The following is a 20,355-nucleotide window of genomic DNA, read 5'->3' as shown; positions in this document are numbered from 1 at the left end:
GCATTCCTGCTGAACCGCTCTTCCGATCTAAGATATTCGCGAGGGCTTGAATCTTTTGCGGCAACGCGGCAGATGGGGCTTTTTCAGCGGCTTGGTATGACGAAATGACAACTAAATATTGAACGTATAGACCTTCTTTTCCGGCGGCGGTTCGTCGTCGCTTTTGCCCGTTTTTCCGCCCTTTGCGTCGTCTGGCTGGGTCTTGCCCGCTGCCTCGGCACGGCTGAAGATGCGGCCCTTGGTCTTCTCCACGATCTTGGCCGCGTCGCGGGCGAAGGGATTCATATCCAGGGCGGCCGAGGCCATGTCATAGGCCTCGCTCCATTGTTTGAGGGCCAGATGCAGCCGGGCCAGGATGGTGTAGGCGCGGTCGTTGGGGCCGAAGTTCCTGAGCGCTTCCTTTGTCACGGCCACAGCCTTCTCAAACTCGCCCAGGGTCTCCAGGGCCGTGACGAGATGGCTGTAGGGCCTCGTGTCGCGGGGGTCGGCCTTGATGGCCTGCTCCAGGTACTCGACCGCCTCGACGGTCATGCCGCCGCGCATCAGCCGCGAACCGATGTCCTGCAGGATGCCCGGCTCGGAAGCGAACTTCTCGGAGGCCTTGCGAAAGGCCAGCCGCGCCTGGTCCTTTTGCCCCTCCTCCATGAGCTTTTGGGCCGCGATCAGGGCTTGGTCGATGGACAGCTTGTAGGCGTACATCTTTTCGTATTCGGCCTGTTCGATGGCCCCCCTGATCTTGTCACGGACCTTTGTGAGCTGGGCTAGGAGTTTCTTTTCCTGGCCCTTTTGCAGCGCGATTCCCGAGGGGAAGAGGCTCTTCATCTGCGGCATGGCCGCAAAGGCGCGCAAGCCCTCGTCGAGGTGGATGGTGATCTCGAATTTCTCGCGGCCCACCACCTTGGTGTCCACGTAAAGCTCCATGGCCTCGCACAGCGAATCGAGCGCCTTGACCATGTCCAGACGCCCCGCGTAGGCCTTGGCCCTGGCGACATGTTCGCGGATGGCCTTGGCCTCCGCCTTTGCGCTCACCTGTCCTGAAGCCATGCGCTCTCCTCGTGCCCGATGGTGTACGCGAAGGCGGCGAATCCTGGCAAGTCCGCACACCCATCCCCGCCCCCAAGGAAGACCAACCCAGAATACACGGGTGGGCGAAGTTGCCCCGCCCATCTGTTTTATCTATGATTCACGGCAAATCCATCGAGAGGAGGACGCCATGGCCCGCGCGATCATCTACGGCAAGGCTGGCTGACCCTACACCGACAAGGCCAGGTCGGCCTATGCGGATGCCGAGTACAAGGACGTGAGGACCTCGCCCGCGCACATGGAGGAGATGCTTGCCCACTCCGGCGGGCAGCGCCGCGTGCCCGTGATCGTGGAGGGCGGCAAGGTCACGGTGGGCTTCGCCGGGGGCTCCTGAGGGGTTTGAACCCGGTCCGGCCGTGCGCCGGACTCACCATTATCAATTCAGGATCAGGCGCAGCACATACACCGCGACCACGCCCGCCAGCATGGCCAGGGGCAGGTTCTTGCGCCACGCGGCCACGGCCACGGTAATGGCCGAGGCCAGGGCCTCGGGCGTGCCCTGGGCCAGCACGGCCGGAGCCACGATGGCTGTGAGAATCGATCCGGGCAAGGCGCCCAAAAACGCCTCCCCGCGCGGCGAGAGGTTCATGCGGCTGCTCAGGAACAGCCCGGCCGCGCGCGTCAGATAGGTCACCAGGGCCATGCCCGCGATGGCCAGCCAAGCCTTCATGTCCGGGCTCATGCGCGCTCCTTGTACGTCATGTAGGCCAAAAGGCTTCCGGCCAGTCCCCCGGCCAGGATGTACCACTTGCCCGGCAGAACGGCCCAGGCGAGCAGCGAGACGACGGCCGCGGCGAGCCACGGCGGCAGGTCGGCCCGGCCACGCCAAAAGCCCGTGAGCAGGGCCAGGAACACGGCCGTGAAGGCGAAATCCAGGCCGAAGGCCTCGGGCTCGGCCAGACCGCCCGTGAGCACACGGCCGACGGCCGTGGCCGCGAACCATGACACCCAGACGCAAAGCCCACCGCCCGCCAGGATGGCCCCGTCGCGCTCGCCGCGCGCGTAGGCCCCCATGGCCATGGCCCAGTTCTCGTCGGCCATGAGGAAGACCGAGCCGTAGGCCTTGGCCGGGCCGAAGCCCTGGAACCACGGGGCCAGGGCCGCGCCCATGAGCACGTGGCGCAGGTTGACCACCAGCGTGGTCAGGACCACGGCCGCCACGTCCATGGCCGGTCCCCACAATTCCATGGCCAGAAGCTGCGAGGCCCCGGCGTAGACGAAGGCGCTCATGGCCAGGGCCTGGAGGTCCGTGAGACCGGCCTGGCGCGAGAGCACGCCGAAGACGAGGCCGTAGACGAAGACGCCAAGCCCGAGCGGCAATGTGGCCGTGAAGCCCCGGCGAAGCCCTTGGAGGGTGAAGGAAGGAGTCGCGTGCATGCGCGCCGTTTACACTGCGGCGGCATCCCCGGCTTGTACGAAATTGCCGCGCGCATACGTTCCGGGCGTGACCCCGTAGACGCGCTTGAAGTGGCGGGCCAGATGGCTCTGGTCGGCGAATCCGGCCTCCAGGGCGGCCTGGGCGGGCGGCATGCCGCACCGCATGTGCTCCGCGGCCAGGGCCGCGCGGCGCTGCACGAGCCAGGCGTGCGGGGTGAGGCCGAAGCGCTGCCTGAAGCTGCGCAGGAAGTGCCAGGGCGAGAGCCCGGCCAAGGCGGCCAGGTCATCGAGCCGCATCTCTCCGGCCAAGTCCGCCTCCATGCGCTCCCTGGCGCGTTCGACGCCCTTGGCGGCGCGCCGCTCTCCCTCCTCGCCGTGGGGCCGCGCCTTGGCGTGGCGGGCGAAGAGATTCCCGAAAACCTCGCAAAACAGCCCGGCCCGGGCGAGATCGAGCGGCAGCGCGGAGAGGGCGGCGTGCAGACGGGCCACGTCGCGGGCGGCCTGCGCGTCGTGGGCCAAGGGCGCGGAGAAGCACGGCGGCGGCCCGTCGCCCAGGTCGAGCATGCCGCGCACGAGGTCCGGGTGGGGATAGAACATGCGGTAGACCCAGCCCTCGGGCACGGCGGCCTCGCCGGTGTGAGCCTCGCCGGGGTTGATGGTCACCACCGAGCCCGGGGTCAGCACGTGCCGCCGGCCCTGGTGCGCAAAGCCCTCGGCCCCGGACAGGCAGACGCCGATGGCGTAGGTATCGTGCACGTGCGGCTTGAAGCGATGGGTGACGAAGGTGGCGGATAAAAGCTCCAGCCCCGGCAGGCAGCCGTCGCGCCAGTAACGGGCCTTCTCCGGAATCGGCGCTGTCGCCTGTCCCGCGTCCCGGCTCACGGCCGCACCTCGCGCCAGTCGCCCGGCTCGGGCATGAATGCGGCAAGGCCTTTCTCGGCCGCCAGCATCTCACGGATCTCGGCCGCGCGCGCATGGCGCTCCTCGCGCCGCACGTGGACCACGGCCAGGGCCTTCGCCCCGGCCTCGCGGGCAAAGGCGCAGGCCGTGACCACCGTGCCATGGCCCTCCACCTCGCCGTGCAGGCTGAAGGCCTCGTGGACAACAAGGCTCGCGCCGCGCGCGAGTTCGAGGCTTTCGGGCGTGGGGCGGCCGTCGCCGCTGTAAAACGCGGACGCGCCCGCCGCGTCCTGCACGCGCACGGCCAAGGCGGGTTCGGGATGCCCCGCCAGGGCGAACGAGAGCGTGAACGGCCCAAGGTCGAGCGAAGCGCCGGGCGCCGCCTCGTGAAAAACAAGGGGAAAGGCGAGGCGGGGGAGAATGCCGTAGGCCATGGGCACGAGCGTCTCCACCCGTTCGCGCACGCCCGGCTGGCCGATCAGGTGCAGCGGGGCCGTGCGGCCGTCCACGTGCAGGCGCACGAGCAAGGCGGGCAGGCCGAACCAGTGGTCGCCGTGAAAATGGGAAATCCAGACCCCGATGAGCGTGTCCGCGGCCTCGGGCACGGCCGCGAACAGGGCGTGCGCGCCTGTGAAGCCGCAGTCCAAGAGCAGCCCCGGCGTCCCAGGGCCCGCGTCGCAGTAGAGGGAAGTGTTGGGCAGGCGCTCGTCCACGGCCTCGCCCACGCCGCAAAAACAGATGCGCATCGTCGTCATCCCGCAAATCGTCGATCGGCTTGGTCGTTTTCCGACCATGCGCGGCGGCGCGGCCAGGGCTTCGCCGTCGCAAGCCTATGAATCTAGCCGGGCGCGGCCCCGTTGTCCACGGCCGCCACGCCCCCGGATTCACGCGGCACGTAAAGAGAAAAGGCCCCAGGACGGGGCCTATAAAGAGAGGTAAAGGCGGGGTCTGTGTGAATGGAGGCGTATGGTCTGCCGGACCTGACCTAGGGTTTAGCAGGGAGCGTGCCAGGACTGATAGGCCGCTCAACTTTTTGAACAACATCTGCAATATCAAAATGTTAACACTTAAATTCGGGCACAAGGGACACCCAGTGCCCCACAGGGAGTGGGATTTTTTCGACAAAATCGTCGACAAAGCGCCTTCCTGTAGCAGCCACGCAACGGGTCGAGGCTGCCGATACCTTGGCGAAGCCTTGATTCTCCATGCGTCAGCACAGGCGAGAAGACATGCACAAAAATGCAAACTGGAAGGTTACGAATGACGCATTTGCCAAATCCCAGGCCCCGGCGAAGGCCTGTTCGCATGATGCCAAGCGGCTGCGAAACATTTGCCGCGCTGGCCAGGATCGGGCGGGAATGCGAAAAGCCGCGCGCCCAGACGCGAAACGTCCGTGACGCGGCGCGCAGGCACACCGCATCACGGACGTTCAGGGCCCGAAAACGGGCCGACAGCCCCTCTCCCGCCGCGCAGAAAAAGTTCACACCCTCCGTGCGCGCAGTATGCCGGAGGATTTGATCTTTTTGCGTCAGCGCGGCAGACGGCGCTTTTAGGACAGACTGCTAGTCCTGGAAAGTGGTGGAGATGATGCGAAGCGTGATGATCACGCTGGCCAGACCCAGAAGGAACCAGAAAAAGTCCATGTCCGCCTCCATGGCTTGTGCGATTCGTAACGAACGTCTTCGCCTATAGCCCGTCTCCGGACGCATGGCAAGCCGCCATGGGGTCGTTGAAAACACCGCTTTGCAGACTGTTCAAAAGGCACCAGATGCAAGGCGCACGAAAAGTTCAAGGCCGACGCGTCGTACAGCTACGCGAGGGTTTGAACTTTTCGCGGCAACGCGGCAGATGGTGTTTTTGGGGCAGTCTGCCAAGTTTCAGGGCCGTTCAAGGCGCACGTTGGCCAATGCCCAGGACTCGACCCGGCGCGCCGTGGGCTTGCCCCAGAAAACCAGCTTCAGCGTCTCGCCGGTAAAGGAATCGCTCTCCACCGCGATGCGCACCGGCACCACCCAGTAGCCCAGTTCACGTTCCGAAAGCTGCGTGCGCACGAGCCCCTTGTGGCCCACGGGCCTGCTCTCGTCGTTGTTCTCGATGGCGCAGGGGAACTCGGTCATGTGTAGAAGTATCCCGTTGTTGCCGTCGTAGAGGGTGAAGGTGTCGGCCAGCTTGTCGCCCTCGCTGTCCCAGCTTCCGATCAGGTACAGATCGAAGGAGAGCACGTAGTCCCTCTTGGGCAGGCCGCGCAGCGTAAGCTCGGCCTTGCCGGGCACGGCGGAATTTTTTTCGTTGAAAGGGCCGAGCGCGGTCAGACCGTCGATGGAAAGCGTTTGGCGCGTGGACCACTGCGCGGGAACGCCCTTGGAGAAATCGTGCTCGACCACGGCCGTGGCGTCCGCAAAGGCGGACACGGCCAGGGCGAGAAGGCACAAGGCCAGGAATAAGACGCGTGAATGCCGCATGCGACCCTCCTTGCGCAGGCCGAAGGGGTTTCGATCCATGGTGGCGCATCCTAGGAAAGGAAACAGCACGGCGTCAAGACAAAGCCTCGCAGTACAAAAGCGTGCCGCCCGCGCACCCGGACCACGCAAGGCATCTGGCGCATCGCAGCGCTTTAGGCTATGGTGCGCGCCGTGAACGCCCTGAACATCTGCCGACTGATTGGACGTGCCGTCCTCAAATATTGTCCGCTGACCCCATCCCCCATCGTCGCCGAGGATGAAATCAGGCCCCGTTTCGTGGCCACGGACGCCGCGCTGGAAAAGGCCTGCGCCCATTTCCGCCGCGCCGGGGCCATCGGCGTGGACACCGAGTTCGTGCGCGTTCGCACCTATTTCCCCATGCTCGGCCTGATCCAGGTGGCGGACAAGCGCAACACCTGGCTCATAGATCCCCTGGCCGTGAGCGACATGACGCCCTTCGCCAGGGTGCTCAGCGATCGCGCCGTGCTCAAGGTCATGCACTCGTGCTCCGAGGATCTGGAAGTGCTCTCCTACCTCACGGGCGAGCCGCTCGGACCGGTCTTCGACACCCAGATCGCGGCGGCCTTTCTCGGCTTCGGCTTCCAGGCCGGATACCAGCAGTTGTCCAAGACCCTCTTCGGCACGCAGATGTGCAAATCCGAGACGCGCTCGGACTGGCTGGCCCGGCCGCTCTCCGAGAACCAGATCCGTTACGCGGCCATGGACGTGGTCTGCCTTTTGCCCATGCACCGGGCCCTGACCCGCGAATTGCGCAAACTCGGCCGCCTGGAATGGGCCCTTGAAGAGATCGAGCGCATGAACCGCGAGGTCACCCGAGACGTGGAGCCCGAGGACTACTACCTGCGCTTCGGTGGTCTGTGGCAGTGCGACCGCCGCGAGTTGGGCGCGCTGCGCGACCTCTTCGCCTGGCGCGAGCGCCAGGCCATGCGCCGCGACCTGCCGCGCACCTTCATCATGCAGGACAAGACCCTGCGCGCAATCGCCAAAGCCATGCCCATGACCATGCGCGACATCTCCAAGATGGAGGAGGTCAAGCCGTCCTTCGCCAGACGCTACGGCCGCACCCTGACCCGCATTGTGCGCGAGATCATGAAGACGCCCGAAGAGAGCCTGCCCGTGCGCCCAGTGCGGCCGCCCAACCCGCGCAAGGTCGGCCGCCTAGTGGAAAAGCTCAGGCCCGTGGTGGCCGAGACGGCCGAGGCGCTCAAGCTCCCGCCCGAGCTTTTGGCCCGCAAGAAGTCCGTCACCGAACTGGCGGAGAACGTGATCATGAACCTGACCAACCCCCTGCCCGACGAACTGCGCGGCTGGCGCAAGGCCGTGATCGGCGACAAACTCCTGGCGGCCCTGGAAAAATAATCCGGTTTCCCGAGCCTTGCCTGCCCTCCGTTTTCGCGGACTGTAGCCGCTTTCCCCTCCCTTTGCTCCAACTCGTATCAAGGAGCGTGATACGTTTGCCCGTTTGAATCGGGACAAACGATTTGACGCATCCGCCCTTTCCCGTGGACTACTTTCGTACCTTTTCCCGGAGGAAGCATGCGTCACGGAGCACCCGCCGAAGCCGCGGCCACTGGCGGCCTGCGGCCAAATACATTCTCCCGAGGCCGGGCGGCATGATCGTCGCGGGCGTGGATGTGGGATCCACCGGGGCCAAGGCCGTGGTCCTCGACGCCGCCACGGGCGGGATTCTCGGCCTGGCCGAGGCCCCCACCGGCTTTTCCCCGCCCAAGGCGGGCGAGGAGGTGCTCGAAGCGGCGCTGGCAAAAGCCGGTTTCGCGCGCGGCGACGTGGCCTCGGTGGTAGGCACGGGCTACGGCCGCGTCAGCCTGCCCTTCGCGGCCAGGCGGGTCACGGAGATCACCTGCCATGCGCGTGGCGCGCGCCACCTGACGCCCGAGGCGCGTTGCGTGCTCGACATCGGCGGCCAGGACTCCAAGCTCATCGCCCTGCACGCCGACGGCTCGGTCAAGGATTTCGTGATGAACGACAAGTGCGCCGCGGGCACGGGCCGCTTCATCCAGAACATGGCCGCCGTGCTCGGCCTGGACCTGGACGAGTTCGGGGCGGCCGCCGCGCGCGGCCAGCCCGTGAGCCTGTCGAGCATGTGCGCGGTTTTCGCCGAGACCGAAATCATCGGCCTCACGGCCCAGGGAGCGCGCGTGGATGACCTCGCGGCGGGCATCCTGGCCTCGGTGGCCAGGCGGCTTAAGACCCTCACCGGCCGCGTGCCGCTCGTGCCCGTCCTGGTCTTCACCGGCGGCCTGGCCCGCAACCCGGACATGACCGCGCTCATCGCGCAAGGCCTGGGTGTCGAACTGCACGCGCCGCCCGAAGCCCCTTTCGCCGGAGCCCTCGGCGCGGCCCTGATCGCCGCCGAGACCGCAACCTGACCCCAAGGACACCAAAACCACCGGAGGAATCCATGGCCTTTGCATCCGTCGAGCGCCTGAAGACCGCAGCCGAGAAAAACCCGCTTGTCGTCAAGGAAGCCAAGGAGAAGGGCAAGAAGATCGTCGGACTCTACTGTCTCTACTCCCCGGCGGAGATCGCCCTGGCCGCCGGGGCCGCGCCCATGGTGCTGTGCGGCACGCGCAACGATTCCATCGCCACGGCCGAGGAGACCCTGCCCCGCAACCTCTGCCCGCTCATCAAAAGCAGCTACGGCTTCGCCGTGCAGGGCACCTGCCCCTATTTCAGCGCCTCGGACATCATCGTGGCCGACACCACCTGCGACGGCAAGAAGAAGATGTTCGAGTACATGTCCGAGATCAAGCCGCTGCACCTGCTCTATCTGCCGCACGGCCCACACCTGCCAGAGGCCCGCGTTTTCTGGGCGGCGGAGATGCGGCGGCTGGTCGAACGCCTGGAAAAGGAGTTCGGCGTCTCCATCGGCGAGGACGACCTGGCCAAGGCCATCGCCCTGGCCAACCGCGAACGCGCCGCGCTCAAGGGGCTGATGGATCTCTCACGCCAAAAGCCCGCGCCGCTGAGCGGCATGACCATGCTCGAACTGCTCTTCAAGAGCGGCTTCTTCGCGGACAAGGAAGAGATCATCGACATGCTCGAAGAGATCGTGGCCGAGGTCTCGGCCGCGCCGCAAAACGGCGCGAGCGAAGGGCCGCGCGTGCTGCTCACGGGTGTGCCCGTGGGCATGGGCTCGCACAAGGTGGTCAAGCTCATCGAGGACGCCGGGGCGCGCGTGGTGGCCTTCGAGAACTGCACCGGCTACAAGAAGACCCTGCCCGTGGCCACGGACAAGCCGCCCCTGGAGGCCCTGGCCGAGCGCTACCTGGCCACGCCCTGCTCCATCATGTCGCCCAACACGGCCCGCTTCGACCTGCTCGACGAGATGATCCGCGACTTCTCCGCCGACGCCGTGGTGGACCTGACCTGGCAGGCCTGCCACACCTACAACGTGGAGGCGGGCAAGGTGCGCCGCTTCGTGCAGGACAAGGGCCTGCCCTATCTGCAGATCGAGACCGACTACTCCGAGGCGGACACCGAGCAGCTCAAGGTGCGCATTGAGGCCTTCCTTGAAATGATGCATTAGCAGACCGCCCCAAAGGCACCGTCTGCCGCGTTACCGCGAAAGCGCCGATCCCTCGCGTATTACGAGCGCAAAGCAGAGACTTTGCGCTCCCGCGGCTTCGCCGCTCATGCCCGCCTTCGGCGGGCCGTACTTATAACCCGGAGCACGAAAATATTGCATATTTTCTGCTCCGGGTAATATGTCTTTATACGCGTCGGGCCCGGCGCTTTCTTGCGCCTTGCATCCGGCACCTTTGGAACGGCCTGCCTATCGATTTCTTGAACAGGGGCCAATGCCCCCTGGACCCCGCGATTCGCTTCGAGGCCATCGTTGGCAAAGCCCGCTTGGGTGCGGCGACGATGCGCTCCTGGCCTTGGCTTTTCCGGAACCGTCGCAGGCTGTTTCGGGAATCGCAGGGGGTCCGGGGGAGATCATCTCCCCCGGGAACGCTTCCCTCTGGGGATGCCCGTGGAGCAGGGAAGACCGGCCTGGCACAGGCCGCAGGACGAGACCTCGATGCCCAGTTGGCGGTCGCGCACGTGGGCCTGGGTCGTGCCCCGGATGTAGTCGAAGCACTTCTGCTTGTCGCGGCGGCCTTGTGCGCTGGGCCGAACCGACCCGGCCGGGCAGCGCCTGGCGCAGACGCCGCATTTGCCTGTCGCGTGGTGCAGGCACCAGTCGTAGGGGCCTTCGTAGGCGCGCGGCGTCGCCTGAAGCGAAAGTTCGGCCACCACCGAGCCCACGCGGTGCGCCTTGCCCGCGCGGGTGATGAGCCCGTCGGACAGGCCGAAGGTGCCGTGCCCGGCCGCATAGGCCGCGTGGCGCTCGGACCAGGGCGAGGCGAAGTGGTATTTTGCGGATATCGTGCGCTCGAAGCCGGGCAGAAGCGCGGGCGCGCAGGCCCGCACTCCGCGCTTGCAAAGCCAGGCCGTCACGTGGCGGCGCAGATTTTCGTTGATCGTCTCGCCGAAGTGGCGCACCCGGCTCCAGGGCAGGCTCGGAAAGCGGGTCTCGCGCGCGTGCGCGGCCAGAGTCTGGGGGGTTTGGGGCAGCACCCAGGAGATCACGCACAGATCCGGGGCGCTGGCCGGGGCGTCGGGAAAGGCGAGGGCGAAGGCCTCCTCGGGCGTCCAGACGAAATCGCCGATGTCGCGCTTGAAAAAGGCCCACAGCGGATCGTCGCCCGCGGCCACGGCCACGAGCGGTTCGCGAAAGCACGGCTCGTCGCAGTCCGGCCCCTGCCGGTTCACGGCCGGGTCCGCGACGAAGGCGCGGATCGTTTCCGCGATGGATGCAAAATCAGGCCGCATGTCCGCTCCCTGGCGCGACCGGTCTTGCGGCTGGGCGCAAATCCGGCTAGGCTCGCGCAATTGGCATCTCCCTAGCACCACGGACGGGCATGGACAAGTTCCGCATCCTCTTGCTGCATCCCGACGCACAGGTCCGCACCGAGCTGCGCCAAGCGCTCGACCGGACGGATTTCGCGCGCGTGGTGGGCGAGGCCGTGACCGCGTTCGAGGCCATGGAGTTGATCGAGGCCATCCCCTACGGCGCGATCTTCCTGGGCTTCGAGTTGCCGGGCGGGGTCTCGGGCGTGGAGTTCGCCCAGATGCTCATCAGCCGCAAGCACCGCCCGGCCCTGGTCTTCGTGGCCCAGGACGAATCCCTGGCCTACAAGGCCTTCGAACTGGAGGCCCTGGACTACCTGCGCTGGCCGGGCGAGACCTCGCGCTTCGAGAAGACCATGCAGCGGCTGCGCGCCTTCCGCTCCACCTTCAAGGAAGCGCCGATGCCCGAGCCGCGCGCCTGGGCCGCGGACGACGAGGACGACGAGGACGAGGGCGGGCTGGTCAAGGTGCCCATGGCCGAGGACGAGGAGGACCGCTTCCTCTCGGCCCTGCGCCAGGCCTGGGACTTCAAGGGCCGCTCCCCGGAGATCGAGAAGCTGCCCATCACCCTGGACGGCAAGCTCCTGCTCGTGCCCTACGACGAGATCATCTTCGTCGAGGCCTACGAGGACTACTCCTACGTCCACACCTCGCAGAACAAATTCCTGACCTCGCACCGGCTGAAGGACCTGGAGGCGCGGCTGCGCTCGCACCGCTTCTTCCGCGTGCACCGCAAATACCTCGTCAACCTGGACATGGTCACGGAGATCGCCTCGCTGCCGGGCTCCAACTTCATGCTGCGCACCACGGTCAAGGGCAAGACGCGCATCGAACTGCCCGTGAGCCGCAGGCGCATAGCCGAACTCAAACAGATATTGGGGCTGTAGCCGTGCAGACGTTCCCCATAACCCGGCCCGCCGCCGCTTGCCCGATCCTTTCGACCACCGGCCGAATCGTTCGCCCGCGCCGCCCCGGCTTCGCGTATGAGGATGCCTGGGGCTTCGCAGATCAAGGAGTCGCATCATGGATCAGCTAGGCGCCTTGGAAACGCTCCTCCAGGAGGATCGCGTCTTCCGCCCGCTCCCCGGCCTCGTCATGGAGGCCAACATCAATCCGCAGGAACTGGCCTCGGCCTACCAGCTCGCGGCCCACGATCCGCTCGCCTTCTGGGAGAACGCCGCCCTGGAGCTGCAATGGTTCCGGCGCTGGGACAAGGTGCTCGACGACTCCAAGGCCCCGTTCTACAAATGGTTCACCAACGCGCGCTGCAACATCGTGCACAACGCGCTCGACCGCCACATCAAGACCGCCAACAAGCACCGCCTGGCCCTGATCTGGGAAGGCGAGCCCGGCGACACGCGCAAGCTGACCTATTTCGAACTCTACCGGGCCGTGAACAAGATGGCCGGGGCGCTCAAGAACCTGGGCGTGGTCAAGGGCGACCGCGTGGTGCTCTACATGCCGCCGCTGCCCGAGACGATCATCGCCATGCTGGCCTGCGCCAAGATCGGCGCGGTGCACTGCATGGTCTTCGCCGGGTTCTCCGGCAAGGCGCTGAAGGACCGGCTGCGCGACGCCGGGGCCAGGTGCCTGATCACCGCCGACGGCTTCTACCGCAACGGCCGCGTGGTGCCGCTCAAGCCCGCCGTGGACGAGATCCTGGAAGAGCAGGACGCCGTGGACATCTGCGTGGTGGTGCGGCGCGCGGGCATCGAGGTGGAGATGCACCCCGCGCGCGACGTCTGGTACGAGGACATCGTGCGCCACGAGAAGCCCGAGGCCATGACCGAGGTCATGGAGAGCGACGACCCGCTGTTCCTGCTCTACACCTCGGGCACCACGGGCAGCCCGCGCGGCATCGTGCACTCCCACGGCGGCTACATGGTGGGCATCCACCACACCCTCAACTGGGTCTTCGACATCAAGCCCACGGACATCTTCTGGTGCACGGCCGATCCCGGCTGGATCACCGGCCATTCCTACGTGGTCTACGCGCCGCTGCTGGCGGGCACCACCACGCTGCTCTACGAGGGCCACCCGCTCTACCCGCAGGCCGACCGCATGTGGCACATCACGGCCAAGCACGGGGTCTCCATCCTCTACACCACGCCCACGACCATCCGCATGCTCATGCGCTACGGCAACCTGTTCCCCAGGCAGCACGACCTCACCTCGCTGCGCATGCTGGGCAGCGTGGGCGAGCCCATCAACCCCGAGGCCTGGGTGTGGTTTTACCAGACCATCGGCCGGGGCGAATGCCCGGTCATGGACACCTGGTGGCAGACCGAATCGGGCCAGATCATGATCTCGCCCATGCCCGTGGGGCTGCTCAAGCCCGGCAGCGTGAGCAAGCCGCTGCCCGGCGTCGAGGCCGACATCGTGGACCGCACGGGCGCTCCGGTGCCGCGCGACAAGGGCGGGCTTTTGGTCATCAAGAAGCCCTGGCCGGGCATGATGCAAAACGTCTGGAACGACCCGGACGCCTACCGCGCCTACTTCGAGAAGATTCCCGGCTGCTACGTGGCGGGCGACGTGGCCCGGCGCGACGAGGACGGCTATTTCTGGATGCAGGGCCGCGCGGACGAGGTCATCAACGTGGCTGGCCACAGGCTGGGCACGGCGGAGCTGGAGAGCGCGCTGGTGGCGCACCGGGCCGTGGCCGAGGCGGCGGTGATCGGCATTCCGGACAAGATCAAGGGCGAGGTGGCCAAGGCGTTCGTGACGCTGCGCGAGGGCGTGGAGGAGAGCGACGAGCTGGCCAAGGAGCTGAAGGAGCACATGAAGCGGGAGCTTGGGCCGGTGGCGGAGCTGAAGTCGGTCAAGTTCCGCAAGGACCTGCCCAAGACCAAGTCGGGCAAGATCCTGCGCCGCCTGCTCAAGGCCGAGGAACTGGGCACCGAACCCGGCGACATCTCGATGCTGGAAGAGGAGTAGGGGAGGGGAGCGAAAACCCTCTCTCCACGACTCGTCAGAAAGTCTTTCTGTTTGATCGGCTTCGGCGGCCTTCGTCGTCATAGCCTGCCGTTGACTTCCACCCCAGGTCCGATAGAAGGGCCGTGCGGTCGCCGGGTTGCGGCGGCCTCCCCGCGAAGCGGAACCCGAAGTTTTCGGGGAAGGGAGAGGGGGCGCGGGGGAGAGGGAAGGACCGCTTGCAAAAGTCCTTCCCTCTCCCCCGCTTCCTGCCTTCCTTCCCCCACTTTCACACGGAGCACCCCAATGAGCCAGGAACCGAACAAGATCATCTATTCCATGTCGCGCGTCTCCAAGTATTACGAGAAGCGCCCCATCCTGAAGGATATCTCCCTCTCCTACTTCTACGGCGCCAAGATCGGCGTGCTGGGCCTGAACGGCTCGGGCAAGAGCTCGCTCTTGCGCATCCTCGCGGGCGTGGACACCGACTTCGAGGGCCGCACCGACTGCGCGCCGGGCTACACCATCGGCTACCTCGAACAGGAGCCGCTCGCGGGCGAGACCCGCACCGTGCTCGAAGTGGTGCAGGAGGGCGCGCAGGAGACCGTCAATCTCCTCAAGGAATTCGAGGAGATCAACGCCCGCTTCGCCGAGCCCATGGACGACGACGCCATGACCAAGCTCATCGACCGCCAGGCCGCCGTGCAGGAAAAACTGGACGCCGCCAACGCCTGGGATCTGGAGTCGCGCCTGGAGCAGGCCATGGACGCGCTGCGCTGCCCGCCGCCGGACATGACCCTGGACAAGGTCTCGGGCGGCGAGCGCCGCCGCGTGGCCCTGTGCCGCCTGCTGCTCAAGCAGCCCGACATCCTGCTGCTCGACGAGCCCACCAACCACCTCGACGCCGAGACCGTGAACTGGCTCGAACACCACCTGGCCCAGTACCCCGGCACGATCATCGCCGTGACCCACGACCGCTACTTCCTGGACAACGTGGCGGGCTGGATTCTGGAGCTCGACCGCGGCCGGGGCATCCCCTGGAAGGGCAACTACTCCTCCTGGCTCGACCAGAAGCAGGAGCGGCTGAAGATCGAGGAGAAGGGCGAGGCCAAGCGCCAAAAGACCCTGGCCCGAGAACTGGAATGGGCGCGCCAGGCCCCCAAGGGCCGCCACGCCAAGAGCAAGGCCCGCCTGGCCCGCTACGAGCAGCTTCTGAACGAGGACGTGCAAACGCTCGACCGCGAGCTCGAACTCTTCATCCCGGCCGGACCAAAGCTCGGCAAGAAGGTCATCGAGGTCGAGAACCTGTGCAAGGGTTACGGCGACCGCCTGCTCTTCGAGAACCTGAGCTTCACCGTGCCGCCGGCCGCCGTGGTCGGCATCATCGGCCCCAACGGCGCGGGCAAGACCACGCTGTTCCGCATCATCATCGGCCAAGAGCAGCCCGATTGCGGCGCGGTCAGCCTGGGCGAGTCCGTGAAGCTCGGCTACGTGGACCAAAGCCGCGATTCGCTGGGCATGGACAAGACCGTCTGGGAGATCGTGAGCGACGGCCTGGACGTGATCAACCTCGGCGGCCGCGAGGTCAATTCGCGCGCCTACCTGGGCAAGTTCAACATCACCGGCTCGGACCAGCAGAAGAAGGTCGGCGTGCTCTCCGGCGGCGAACGCAACCGCGTGCATCTGGCGCGGATGCTCAAGTCCGGAGCCAACGTGCTGCTGCTCGACGAACCCACCAACGACCTGGACGTGAACACCATCCGGGCGCTGGAAGAGGCGATCCTGAATTTCGCGGGCTGCACCATGGTCATCAGCCACGACCGCTGGTTCCTGGACCGCGTCTGCACGCACATCCTGGACTTCCAGGGCGACTCCACCGTGACCTTCTTCGAAGGCAACTTCATGGAGTACGAGGAAGACAAGAAAGCCCGCCTGGGCGAGGACGCGCTCGTTCCCAAGCGCATCAAGTACCGCAAATTCTCTCGTTGACAGGCTGCATAGGCGTTTCTGGCGGGGAGGGAGGGCAGGAAACTTTTGCAAAAGTTTCCTGCCCTCCCTCCCCGCACCCCTCCCTCCCATCCTTCAAAAACTTCTGGTTCCGCTTCGCGGGGGCTTGCCGACAACGCCCGGCGTAGCGCCTCGTCTTTTGGCGGATAGCTCAAAAGCCGCGAGCACAAGGCGCTTTTGGAACGGCCTGCGAAACTGTTCTTTCGAACGCAGGCCGACCGGATTGAACCAGGAGGAGGCGCTGCCTCCTCCTGACCTCCTCCGCCAGGGAACGTAGCTCCCTGGACCCTGGATTCGCTTCGAAGCCACCGCTGGCAAAGCCGACTCGGTGCGGCGATGGTCCGCCCCAGAACCCTGCCTTCCCGAAGCCGTCGCAGACGGTTTCGGGAACCGCAGGGGGTCCGGGGGAGATCATCTCCCCCGGCGGGGTGCGGGGCAGAGCCCCGCGAATGTAAGGATTTCAGGCCGGGCCTTTGCCAGGAATCCGACGACGAACATGCTCACCAAGCCTTCGACCAGCATGAGCGGCGCGTGCGCCGCGACCACCACCCAGGCCGCCGCAAGGAATCCCTCGCCGGAGAGCGCCAGGGCCAGGGCCGCGAGCAGCGCTGTCAGGAGCACGGACAGGGAGCCGGCCGCGAAACCGGCCAGGGCCGTGGCCCGTTTGCTCCGGCCGGGCAGGCCGCGCAGGGCGAGATGGCAGAGCACGGCCGGAACCGCCACGAGCGCGGTGTTGACCCCGAGGGTAGTCAGGCCGCCGAACTGAAAGAGCACGGCTTGCAGCAAAAGGGCCGTGAGCAGGGCCGGAAAGGCCGCCCATCCGAGCACGAGCCCGGCCACGCCGTGCAGCAGGAGGTGCGCGCTGCTCGGGCCCACGGGCACATGCACGAGCGAGGCCATGAAGAAGACGGCCGCGAAGACCGCCGTGGTCATGATCCGCTCGCCATGCAGATTCCGTATGCCATGCCAGGTTCCGGCCGCGCTGATGACAAAGCCCGCGAGCAGCACCGGGACCGAGAGCACGCCTTCAGTGATGTGCATGGGCGGCCTCGCCGTCGTCGTGCGCGTGGGTCAGGCCGGGTAGCGCGGCCATGGCCGTTTCCAGATGGTCGAGCCAGCGCGCCTGGAAACAGGGGTGCTCGATGGTGCCGCTCAGCCGCGTGAGCACGGTGAGCCCTGCGCTTTGCATGCGGCTCTTCCAGGAACGCGGGCCGTCGCCGCAGATGTCCACGCGCACGTGGTGGCCGGGCACGCTCATGAAGGGCACGAGCCAGACGCGCTTCGCGCCCGTGGCGGCCAGCCGCTGCAAAATGGCGTCGCAGCCGGGCTGGCCCATGAGCGTTCCCAGGTGCAGGTTCTCGTCGCGCCGTCTGGCCACGGCCTCGAAGGCGGCATAGCGCTCGTGGCCCGCGTGGTAGGTGCCGTGCCCCACCAGGACCACGGCTTCGCTTGGCGCGCGCTCGGCCGGAATGTAGCCCGCAAGGCATTCGGCCGCGAGCGCGAGGTCGTCGTCCGAATCGAGCAGCGGCCTACCCAGGGAGACTTCGAGGAATCCCTTGCGCGGGTGGCGAAAGGCCATGGCCTGGTCGCGGGTCCAGTGGAATTCCACGCCCGGGACGGTGTGCAGCGACTGCACGGCCAGGTGCGTCACGCCCTCGTCGTGCAGGCGGCTTAAGGCCACGGCCACGGAGTCGTGCTCATAGCCGCGCGCGGCCAGTTTTCGCCGCACCTTGTTGGCGGTGTAGGCCCAGCGCACGGGCAGACCGGGAAAGCGGGCGCGCACCAGGGCCTCGAAGGCGTCGTAGCCGCCGCGCGCCTCGGCGATGGCCGCGCCGAAAGCCGCGAGCAGGATGCCCGGCCGTGCGGCCTTGGGCTGTCCACAGTGGCCGTGGCCGTGCCCATGGTCATGGTCGTGATGGTGGTCGTGATCGTGCCCATGGGCATGATCGTGGTGGTGGCCGCAGCCGCAGCCGTGATGCTCGTGGCCGTGATGATGATCGTGATGATGGCCGCACGCGTGCTCGTGGCCGCGCGGATGGTGCGATGACATGGCTTCTCCTGCCGGAACAAGGCTTGCGCGCCTGCCGGGAGGAGAAACGGAGGGCTTTGGGAGAGAGGGACGAGGAGCGCCGACCGCCTTTCCCCGTGGCGGCAAATACCCGTTGCCTGGGGTCTTCGGCTGGCAGGTCTTCTGGCTCCCCCGTTACTCGCCCCGCCTTCCCGTCCCTGTTGGACAGTGGCGCGTGGGGCGGCTTACGTCTGGCGCAAGCCGGGGTTACAGCGGCGGGTCCGCTCCGGTTTCGCACCGGATTCCCTGTTCGTCTCCACATGGAGAACCAGCCGGATCAGTCGTAATAACTACAACCGGCCTGTGCAGGTGTCAACGAAGCCCGCGCCGTGCTTTGTCCCGCGTTTCGCGATTGCGTGCGAAAAGGAAGGTGTGTTGACTTATTGTTGACATGTTCCCGCCAGGGGAGCATGTCGGGAATAACCACGGGAGGCCGCATGCCAGCCCTGATCCGCCTGCACCACGACCTGGCCGCGCTGCTCAGGCGGCCGCACGAGCACGGGAGCGTGGTCTATCCGGTCGATCGCGAGGCGTCGCTGAAGGACGCGGTTGAGGCGCTGGGCGTTCCGCACACCGAGGTGGACAAGCTGCTCGTGAACGGCCGCGAGGCGGACTTCGCGACGCGGCTGGCCGAAGGCCAGACTATCGACGTGCATCCGCCTTCCCCGCCCCTGGATCCCACGCAACCTCATCCGCTGCGGCCGCCGCTCATGCGGCTGGCCTTTCTGGCCGACGCCAACGTGGGCAAGCTGGCCTCGCTGCTCAGGCTGCTCGGGCTGAACACGGCCTACGCCGGAGAGGCGGCCGACCGCGAGGTGGCCGCCCGGGCAGCGCGCGAGGGCCGGGTGCTCCTGACCCGCGACAGGCGGCTGCTCAGGCGTTCAGCCGTGCTGCACGGCCGTCTCCTGCGCGCCAACGAGCCGCGTGCGCAGCTTGCCGAAATCCTGACGCTGTATGGCCTTTCTGGCCCCTTCAGAACCTTCAGCCGCTGCCTGCGCTGCAACGCGCCCCTGGTGCCCGTGGCCAAGGACGAGATACTACCGCGCCTTCTGCCCAAGACCAGACGCTATTTTGATACCTTCCACCGCTGCCCGTCCTGCGACAGGGTTTACTGGCCCGGTTCGCACCACGACGGTATGCTGCGTATGCTCGCGGACATGGGCTTGGGCGGGGCATGAAAAACTCGCGATGGCGGCGTTGCTTCAAGCCGGTCAAACCCTCGCGTATTCTTTGATACGCGTCGGTCTTGACCGGCTCTCGCGCCTTGCCCTCGCGGTTTTTGACGCCCCGCCCGAGAGGCAGCACCTGCAGCGAAGTAAGCGAGCAATCCTTGACGGATACCCATCATCGCCGCACCGAGTCGGCTGTGCCAACGATGGTTTCGAAGCGAATCCAGGGTCCAGGGAACTTAGTTCCCTGGCGGGGGAGGTCAGGAGGAGGCAGCGCCTCCTCCTGGCGCCACGGCAAAGGCTCAGGCGACTTGCCGCCTGCCGGGCTGTTTCACGCGATCGAGATAGGTGGCGCAGACCACGCGCAGGAGCGAGGCGAAGTTACCCACCTCGCCATGCAGGGCCGAGGCCTCGTCGTGCAGGGTTTCGAGGAATTTGGGCAGCCCGGTCCCCTCGCTTTCGGCGAGTTCCTCCAGAACGGCCCAGAAGCGGCGCTCCAGGCGGACGCTCGTGACCGCGCCGTGCAGACGCACCGAGCGCGTGATCTGTTCGTATTCGGCCGGATCGGTGGATGCATAGATGTGACACATGACATGCCTCCGTTGTGCCGACCCGGCCGCCAGCGCCGGGCGCTATCCGAGCAGGTCGGCGATCTTGCGCAGCCACTGGGGATGCGCGGGCCACGCGGGCGCGGTGACCACGTTGGCGTCGGCCAGGGCCGCGTCCATGGCCAGATCCACGTATTCGGCTCCGGCCAGACGCACCTCGGGCGCGCAGGCAGGATAGGCGGAGATGCGGCGTCCGTCCAGGCGGACAGCGGCCGCCAGCAATTGCGCGCCGTGGCAGACCGCGCCGATGACCTTCTTGGCGTCGTAGAAATGGCGGACCATGGCCAGCACCTTGTCGTTCAGGCGCAGGTATTCGGGCGCGCGGCCGCCGGGGATGATCAGCCCGGCGTAGTCCTCGGGCTTTACCTCGTCGAAGGCGGCGTTGAGGGTGAAGTTGTGGCCGGGCTTCTCCGAGTAGGTCTGATGCCCCTCGAAATCATGGATGGCCGTGGCCACTTGCTCCCCGGCCTTCTTGCCGGGGCACACGGCGTCCACGTGGTAGCCCATGGCCATCAGGGCCTGGAAGGGCACCATGATCTCGTAATCCTCCACGAAATCGCCGCATATGAGCAGAAGTTTCTTTGCCATGTCGTTCCTCCAAATGGTTTTGGGGTCTGCATACACCATAATCCCGCTTGGGGGTAATACCCCGCTACTACCAGCAGGGGGGCGGGTCGCTGAGAATCCCGCGATCACTGCGTTGCCGCAAAAGCGCCGATCCCTCGGGTGCTCCTGGATGGCGGCCGGCCGGTTTTCGTGCCGTCGCCGCCTCCCCAAAAAAAGCGGTTCTACAGTCCAGACGATAGAACAGCGGTAAAAGCGCGCCTATCGTC

At 66.4% G+C, this 20,355-nt stretch carries 19 protein-coding genes and 1 riboswitch; of the genes, 8 read left to right on the top strand and 11 right to left on the bottom strand.

The window, feature by feature from the left end; translation table 11 throughout:
* Nucleotides 1-111: 111 nt before the first annotated feature.
* Entirely contained in the window at nucleotides 112-1,044 is a 933-nt protein-coding gene (locus DSAT_RS06430) for a tetratricopeptide repeat protein (protein ID WP_020885506.1), read from the bottom strand.
* Between the two features lie 169 nt (nucleotides 1,045-1,213).
* On the opposite strand from DSAT_RS06430, the gene uxx1 reads away from it, so the two are divergent.
* Nucleotides 1,214-1,417 carry a UXX-star selenoprotein family 1 gene (gene uxx1, locus DSAT_RS15830; RefSeq protein WP_084712780.1) on the top strand — a complete coding sequence of 68 codons (204 nt, stop codon included), beginning with the start codon at nucleotides 1,214-1,216 and terminating at the stop codon, nucleotides 1,415-1,417.
* 42 nt (nucleotides 1,418-1,459) lie between these two features.
* Here uxx1 and DSAT_RS15750 read toward each other — a convergent pair whose 3' ends face one another.
* The 5 genes from DSAT_RS15750 to DSAT_RS06400 all read right to left on the bottom strand — a co-directional run bounded on the left by DSAT_RS15750 (nucleotide 1,460) and on the right by DSAT_RS06400 (nucleotide 5,822).
* Nucleotides 1,460-1,765 (bottom strand): AzlD family protein, encoded by a 306-nt coding sequence (locus DSAT_RS15750; protein WP_020885504.1) that lies wholly within the window; start codon nucleotides 1,763-1,765, stop codon nucleotides 1,460-1,462.
* The gene (locus DSAT_RS06415) at nucleotides 1,762-2,460 is read right to left on the bottom strand and encodes an AzlC family ABC transporter permease (protein ID WP_020885503.1); all 699 of its coding nucleotides are present in this window, start codon (nucleotides 2,458-2,460) and stop codon (nucleotides 1,762-1,764) included. Before DSAT_RS06415 ends, DSAT_RS15750 begins: the two co-directional genes overlap by 4 nt.
* Before the next feature lie 9 nt (nucleotides 2,461-2,469).
* The gene (locus DSAT_RS06410; protein ID WP_020885502.1) at nucleotides 2,470-3,342 is read right to left on the bottom strand and encodes an AraC family transcriptional regulator; all 873 of its coding nucleotides are present in this window, start codon (nucleotides 3,340-3,342) and stop codon (nucleotides 2,470-2,472) included.
* Nucleotides 3,339-4,106, bottom strand: a complete 768-nt coding sequence (locus tag DSAT_RS06405; protein WP_020885501.1) for an MBL fold metallo-hydrolase — start codon at nucleotides 4,104-4,106, stop codon at nucleotides 3,339-3,341. Before DSAT_RS06405 ends, DSAT_RS06410 begins: the two co-directional genes overlap by 4 nt.
* Before the next feature lie 1,131 nt (nucleotides 4,107-5,237).
* Entirely contained in the window at nucleotides 5,238-5,822 is a 585-nt protein-coding gene (locus tag DSAT_RS06400; RefSeq protein ID WP_040370912.1) for a hypothetical protein, read from the bottom strand.
* Between the two features lie 171 nt (nucleotides 5,823-5,993).
* On the opposite strand from DSAT_RS06400, the gene rnd reads away from it, so the two are divergent.
* The 3 genes from rnd (at nucleotide 5,994) to DSAT_RS06385 (ending at nucleotide 9,393) form a co-directional block, all read left to right on the top strand.
* Complete coding sequence (rnd, locus tag DSAT_RS06395; protein WP_235695927.1) at nucleotides 5,994-7,202, top strand: ribonuclease D; 1,209 nt, start codon at nucleotides 5,994-5,996, stop codon at nucleotides 7,200-7,202.
* 254 nt (nucleotides 7,203-7,456) lie between these two features.
* Nucleotides 7,457-8,233, top strand: coding sequence for an acyl-CoA dehydratase activase (locus DSAT_RS06390; RefSeq protein ID WP_020885497.1), 777 nt, complete (start codon nucleotides 7,457-7,459; stop codon nucleotides 8,231-8,233).
* A gap of 32 nt (nucleotides 8,234-8,265) precedes the next feature.
* A complete protein-coding gene (locus DSAT_RS06385) occupies nucleotides 8,266-9,393 on the top strand; it encodes a double-cubane-cluster-containing anaerobic reductase (protein ID WP_020885496.1) in 1,128 nt (375 codons plus the stop codon).
* 410 nt (nucleotides 9,394-9,803) lie between these two features.
* Here DSAT_RS06385 and DSAT_RS06380 read toward each other — a convergent pair whose 3' ends face one another.
* Nucleotides 9,804-10,682 carry a hypothetical protein gene (locus DSAT_RS06380; RefSeq protein ID WP_020885495.1) on the bottom strand — a complete coding sequence of 293 codons (879 nt, stop codon included), beginning with the start codon at nucleotides 10,680-10,682 and terminating at the stop codon, nucleotides 9,804-9,806.
* 89 nt (nucleotides 10,683-10,771) lie between these two features.
* Between DSAT_RS06380 and DSAT_RS06375 the strand changes: the two genes are divergently transcribed.
* The 3 genes from DSAT_RS06375 (at nucleotide 10,772) to ettA (ending at nucleotide 15,659) form a co-directional block, all read left to right on the top strand.
* Complete coding sequence (locus DSAT_RS06375; protein ID WP_020885494.1) at nucleotides 10,772-11,647, top strand: LytR/AlgR family response regulator transcription factor; 876 nt, start codon at nucleotides 10,772-10,774, stop codon at nucleotides 11,645-11,647.
* A 136-nt stretch (nucleotides 11,648-11,783) separates the two neighbouring features.
* Nucleotides 11,784-13,694, top strand: a complete 1,911-nt coding sequence (gene acs / locus DSAT_RS06370) for an acetate--CoA ligase (RefSeq protein WP_020885493.1) — start codon at nucleotides 11,784-11,786, stop codon at nucleotides 13,692-13,694.
* Nucleotides 13,695-13,976: 282 nt separating this feature from the next.
* The gene (gene ettA / locus DSAT_RS06365) at nucleotides 13,977-15,659 is read left to right on the top strand and encodes an energy-dependent translational throttle protein EttA (protein WP_020885492.1); all 1,683 of its coding nucleotides are present in this window, start codon (nucleotides 13,977-13,979) and stop codon (nucleotides 15,657-15,659) included.
* Between the two features lie 429 nt (nucleotides 15,660-16,088).
* Here the strand turns inward: ettA and cbiM are convergent, their stop codons facing one another.
* Nucleotides 16,089-16,718 (bottom strand): cobalt transporter CbiM, encoded by a 630-nt coding sequence (gene cbiM, locus DSAT_RS06360; protein WP_020885491.1) that lies wholly within the window; start codon nucleotides 16,716-16,718, stop codon nucleotides 16,089-16,091.
* Nucleotides 16,705-17,727 (bottom strand): sirohydrochlorin cobaltochelatase, encoded by a 1,023-nt coding sequence (locus DSAT_RS06355; protein ID WP_020885490.1) that lies wholly within the window; start codon nucleotides 17,725-17,727, stop codon nucleotides 16,705-16,707. The genes cbiM and DSAT_RS06355 overlap by 14 nt, the downstream gene beginning before the upstream one ends.
* Nucleotides 17,728-17,841: 114 nt before the next feature.
* Nucleotides 17,842-18,033: riboswitch (cobalamin riboswitch) on the bottom strand.
* 149 nt (nucleotides 18,034-18,182) lie between these two features.
* On the opposite strand from DSAT_RS06355, the gene DSAT_RS06350 reads away from it, so the two are divergent.
* A complete protein-coding gene (locus tag DSAT_RS06350; RefSeq protein ID WP_020885489.1) occupies nucleotides 18,183-18,923 on the top strand; it encodes a Mut7-C RNAse domain-containing protein in 741 nt (246 codons plus the stop codon).
* Nucleotides 18,924-19,216: 293 nt separating this feature from the next.
* On the opposite strand, the gene DSAT_RS06345 is transcribed toward DSAT_RS06350, so the two are convergent.
* Together DSAT_RS06345 and DSAT_RS06340 are read right to left on the bottom strand one after the other, a co-directional pair.
* Nucleotides 19,217-19,504, bottom strand: a complete 288-nt coding sequence (locus DSAT_RS06345; RefSeq protein WP_020885488.1) for a ribbon-helix-helix domain-containing protein — start codon at nucleotides 19,502-19,504, stop codon at nucleotides 19,217-19,219.
* Nucleotides 19,505-19,546: 42 nt separating this feature from the next.
* Nucleotides 19,547-20,110: a DJ-1/PfpI family protein gene (locus DSAT_RS06340; RefSeq protein ID WP_020885487.1), complete on the bottom strand. Its 564-nt coding sequence runs from the start codon at nucleotides 20,108-20,110 to the stop codon at nucleotides 19,547-19,549.
* Nucleotides 20,111-20,355: the final 245 nt, after the last annotated feature.

The organism is Alkalidesulfovibrio alkalitolerans DSM 16529 (genome assembly GCF_000422245.1).
In the GTDB taxonomy this organism is placed as follows: domain Bacteria; phylum Desulfobacterota; class Desulfovibrionia; order Desulfovibrionales; family Desulfovibrionaceae; genus Alkalidesulfovibrio; species Alkalidesulfovibrio alkalitolerans.
This window is presented reverse-complemented; position numbering and strand designations above follow the sequence as displayed.

Bases quoted from the DNA above. Each gene is read 5' to 3' on its own strand.
- DSAT_RS06430 (WP_020885506.1), bottom strand. From the start codon at position 1,044: ATGGCTTCAGGACAGGTGAGCGCAAAGGCGGAGGCCAAGGCCATCCGC.
- DSAT_RS15750 (WP_020885504.1), bottom strand. From the start codon at position 1,765: ATGAGCCCGGACATGAAGGCTTGGCTGGCCATCGCGGGCATGGCCCTG.
- DSAT_RS06415 (WP_020885503.1), bottom strand. From the start codon at position 2,460: ATGCACGCGACTCCTTCCTTCACCCTCCAAGGGCTTCGCCGGGGCTTC.
- DSAT_RS06405 (WP_020885501.1), bottom strand. From the start codon at position 4,106: ATGCGCATCTGTTTTTGCGGCGTGGGCGAGGCCGTGGACGAGCGCCTG.
- DSAT_RS06400 (WP_040370912.1), bottom strand. From the start codon at position 5,822: ATGCGGCATTCACGCGTCTTATTCCTGGCCTTGTGCCTTCTCGCCCTG.
- DSAT_RS06390 (WP_020885497.1), top strand. From the start codon at position 7,457: ATGATCGTCGCGGGCGTGGATGTGGGATCCACCGGGGCCAAGGCCGTG.
- DSAT_RS06385 (WP_020885496.1), top strand. From the start codon at position 8,266: ATGGCCTTTGCATCCGTCGAGCGCCTGAAGACCGCAGCCGAGAAAAAC.
- DSAT_RS06380 (WP_020885495.1), bottom strand. From the start codon at position 10,682: ATGCGGCCTGATTTTGCATCCATCGCGGAAACGATCCGCGCCTTCGTC.
- DSAT_RS06375 (WP_020885494.1), top strand. From the start codon at position 10,772: ATGGACAAGTTCCGCATCCTCTTGCTGCATCCCGACGCACAGGTCCGC.
- acs (WP_020885493.1), top strand. From the start codon at position 11,784: ATGGATCAGCTAGGCGCCTTGGAAACGCTCCTCCAGGAGGATCGCGTC.
- ettA (WP_020885492.1), top strand. From the start codon at position 13,977: ATGAGCCAGGAACCGAACAAGATCATCTATTCCATGTCGCGCGTCTCC.
- cbiM (WP_020885491.1), bottom strand. From the start codon at position 16,718: ATGCACATCACTGAAGGCGTGCTCTCGGTCCCGGTGCTGCTCGCGGGC.
- DSAT_RS06355 (WP_020885490.1), bottom strand. From the start codon at position 17,727: ATGTCATCGCACCATCCGCGCGGCCACGAGCACGCGTGCGGCCATCAT.
- DSAT_RS06350 (WP_020885489.1), top strand. From the start codon at position 18,183: ATGCCAGCCCTGATCCGCCTGCACCACGACCTGGCCGCGCTGCTCAGG.
- DSAT_RS06345 (WP_020885488.1), bottom strand. From the start codon at position 19,504: ATGTGTCACATCTATGCATCCACCGATCCGGCCGAATACGAACAGATC.
- DSAT_RS06340 (WP_020885487.1), bottom strand. From the start codon at position 20,110: ATGGCAAAGAAACTTCTGCTCATATGCGGCGATTTCGTGGAGGATTAC.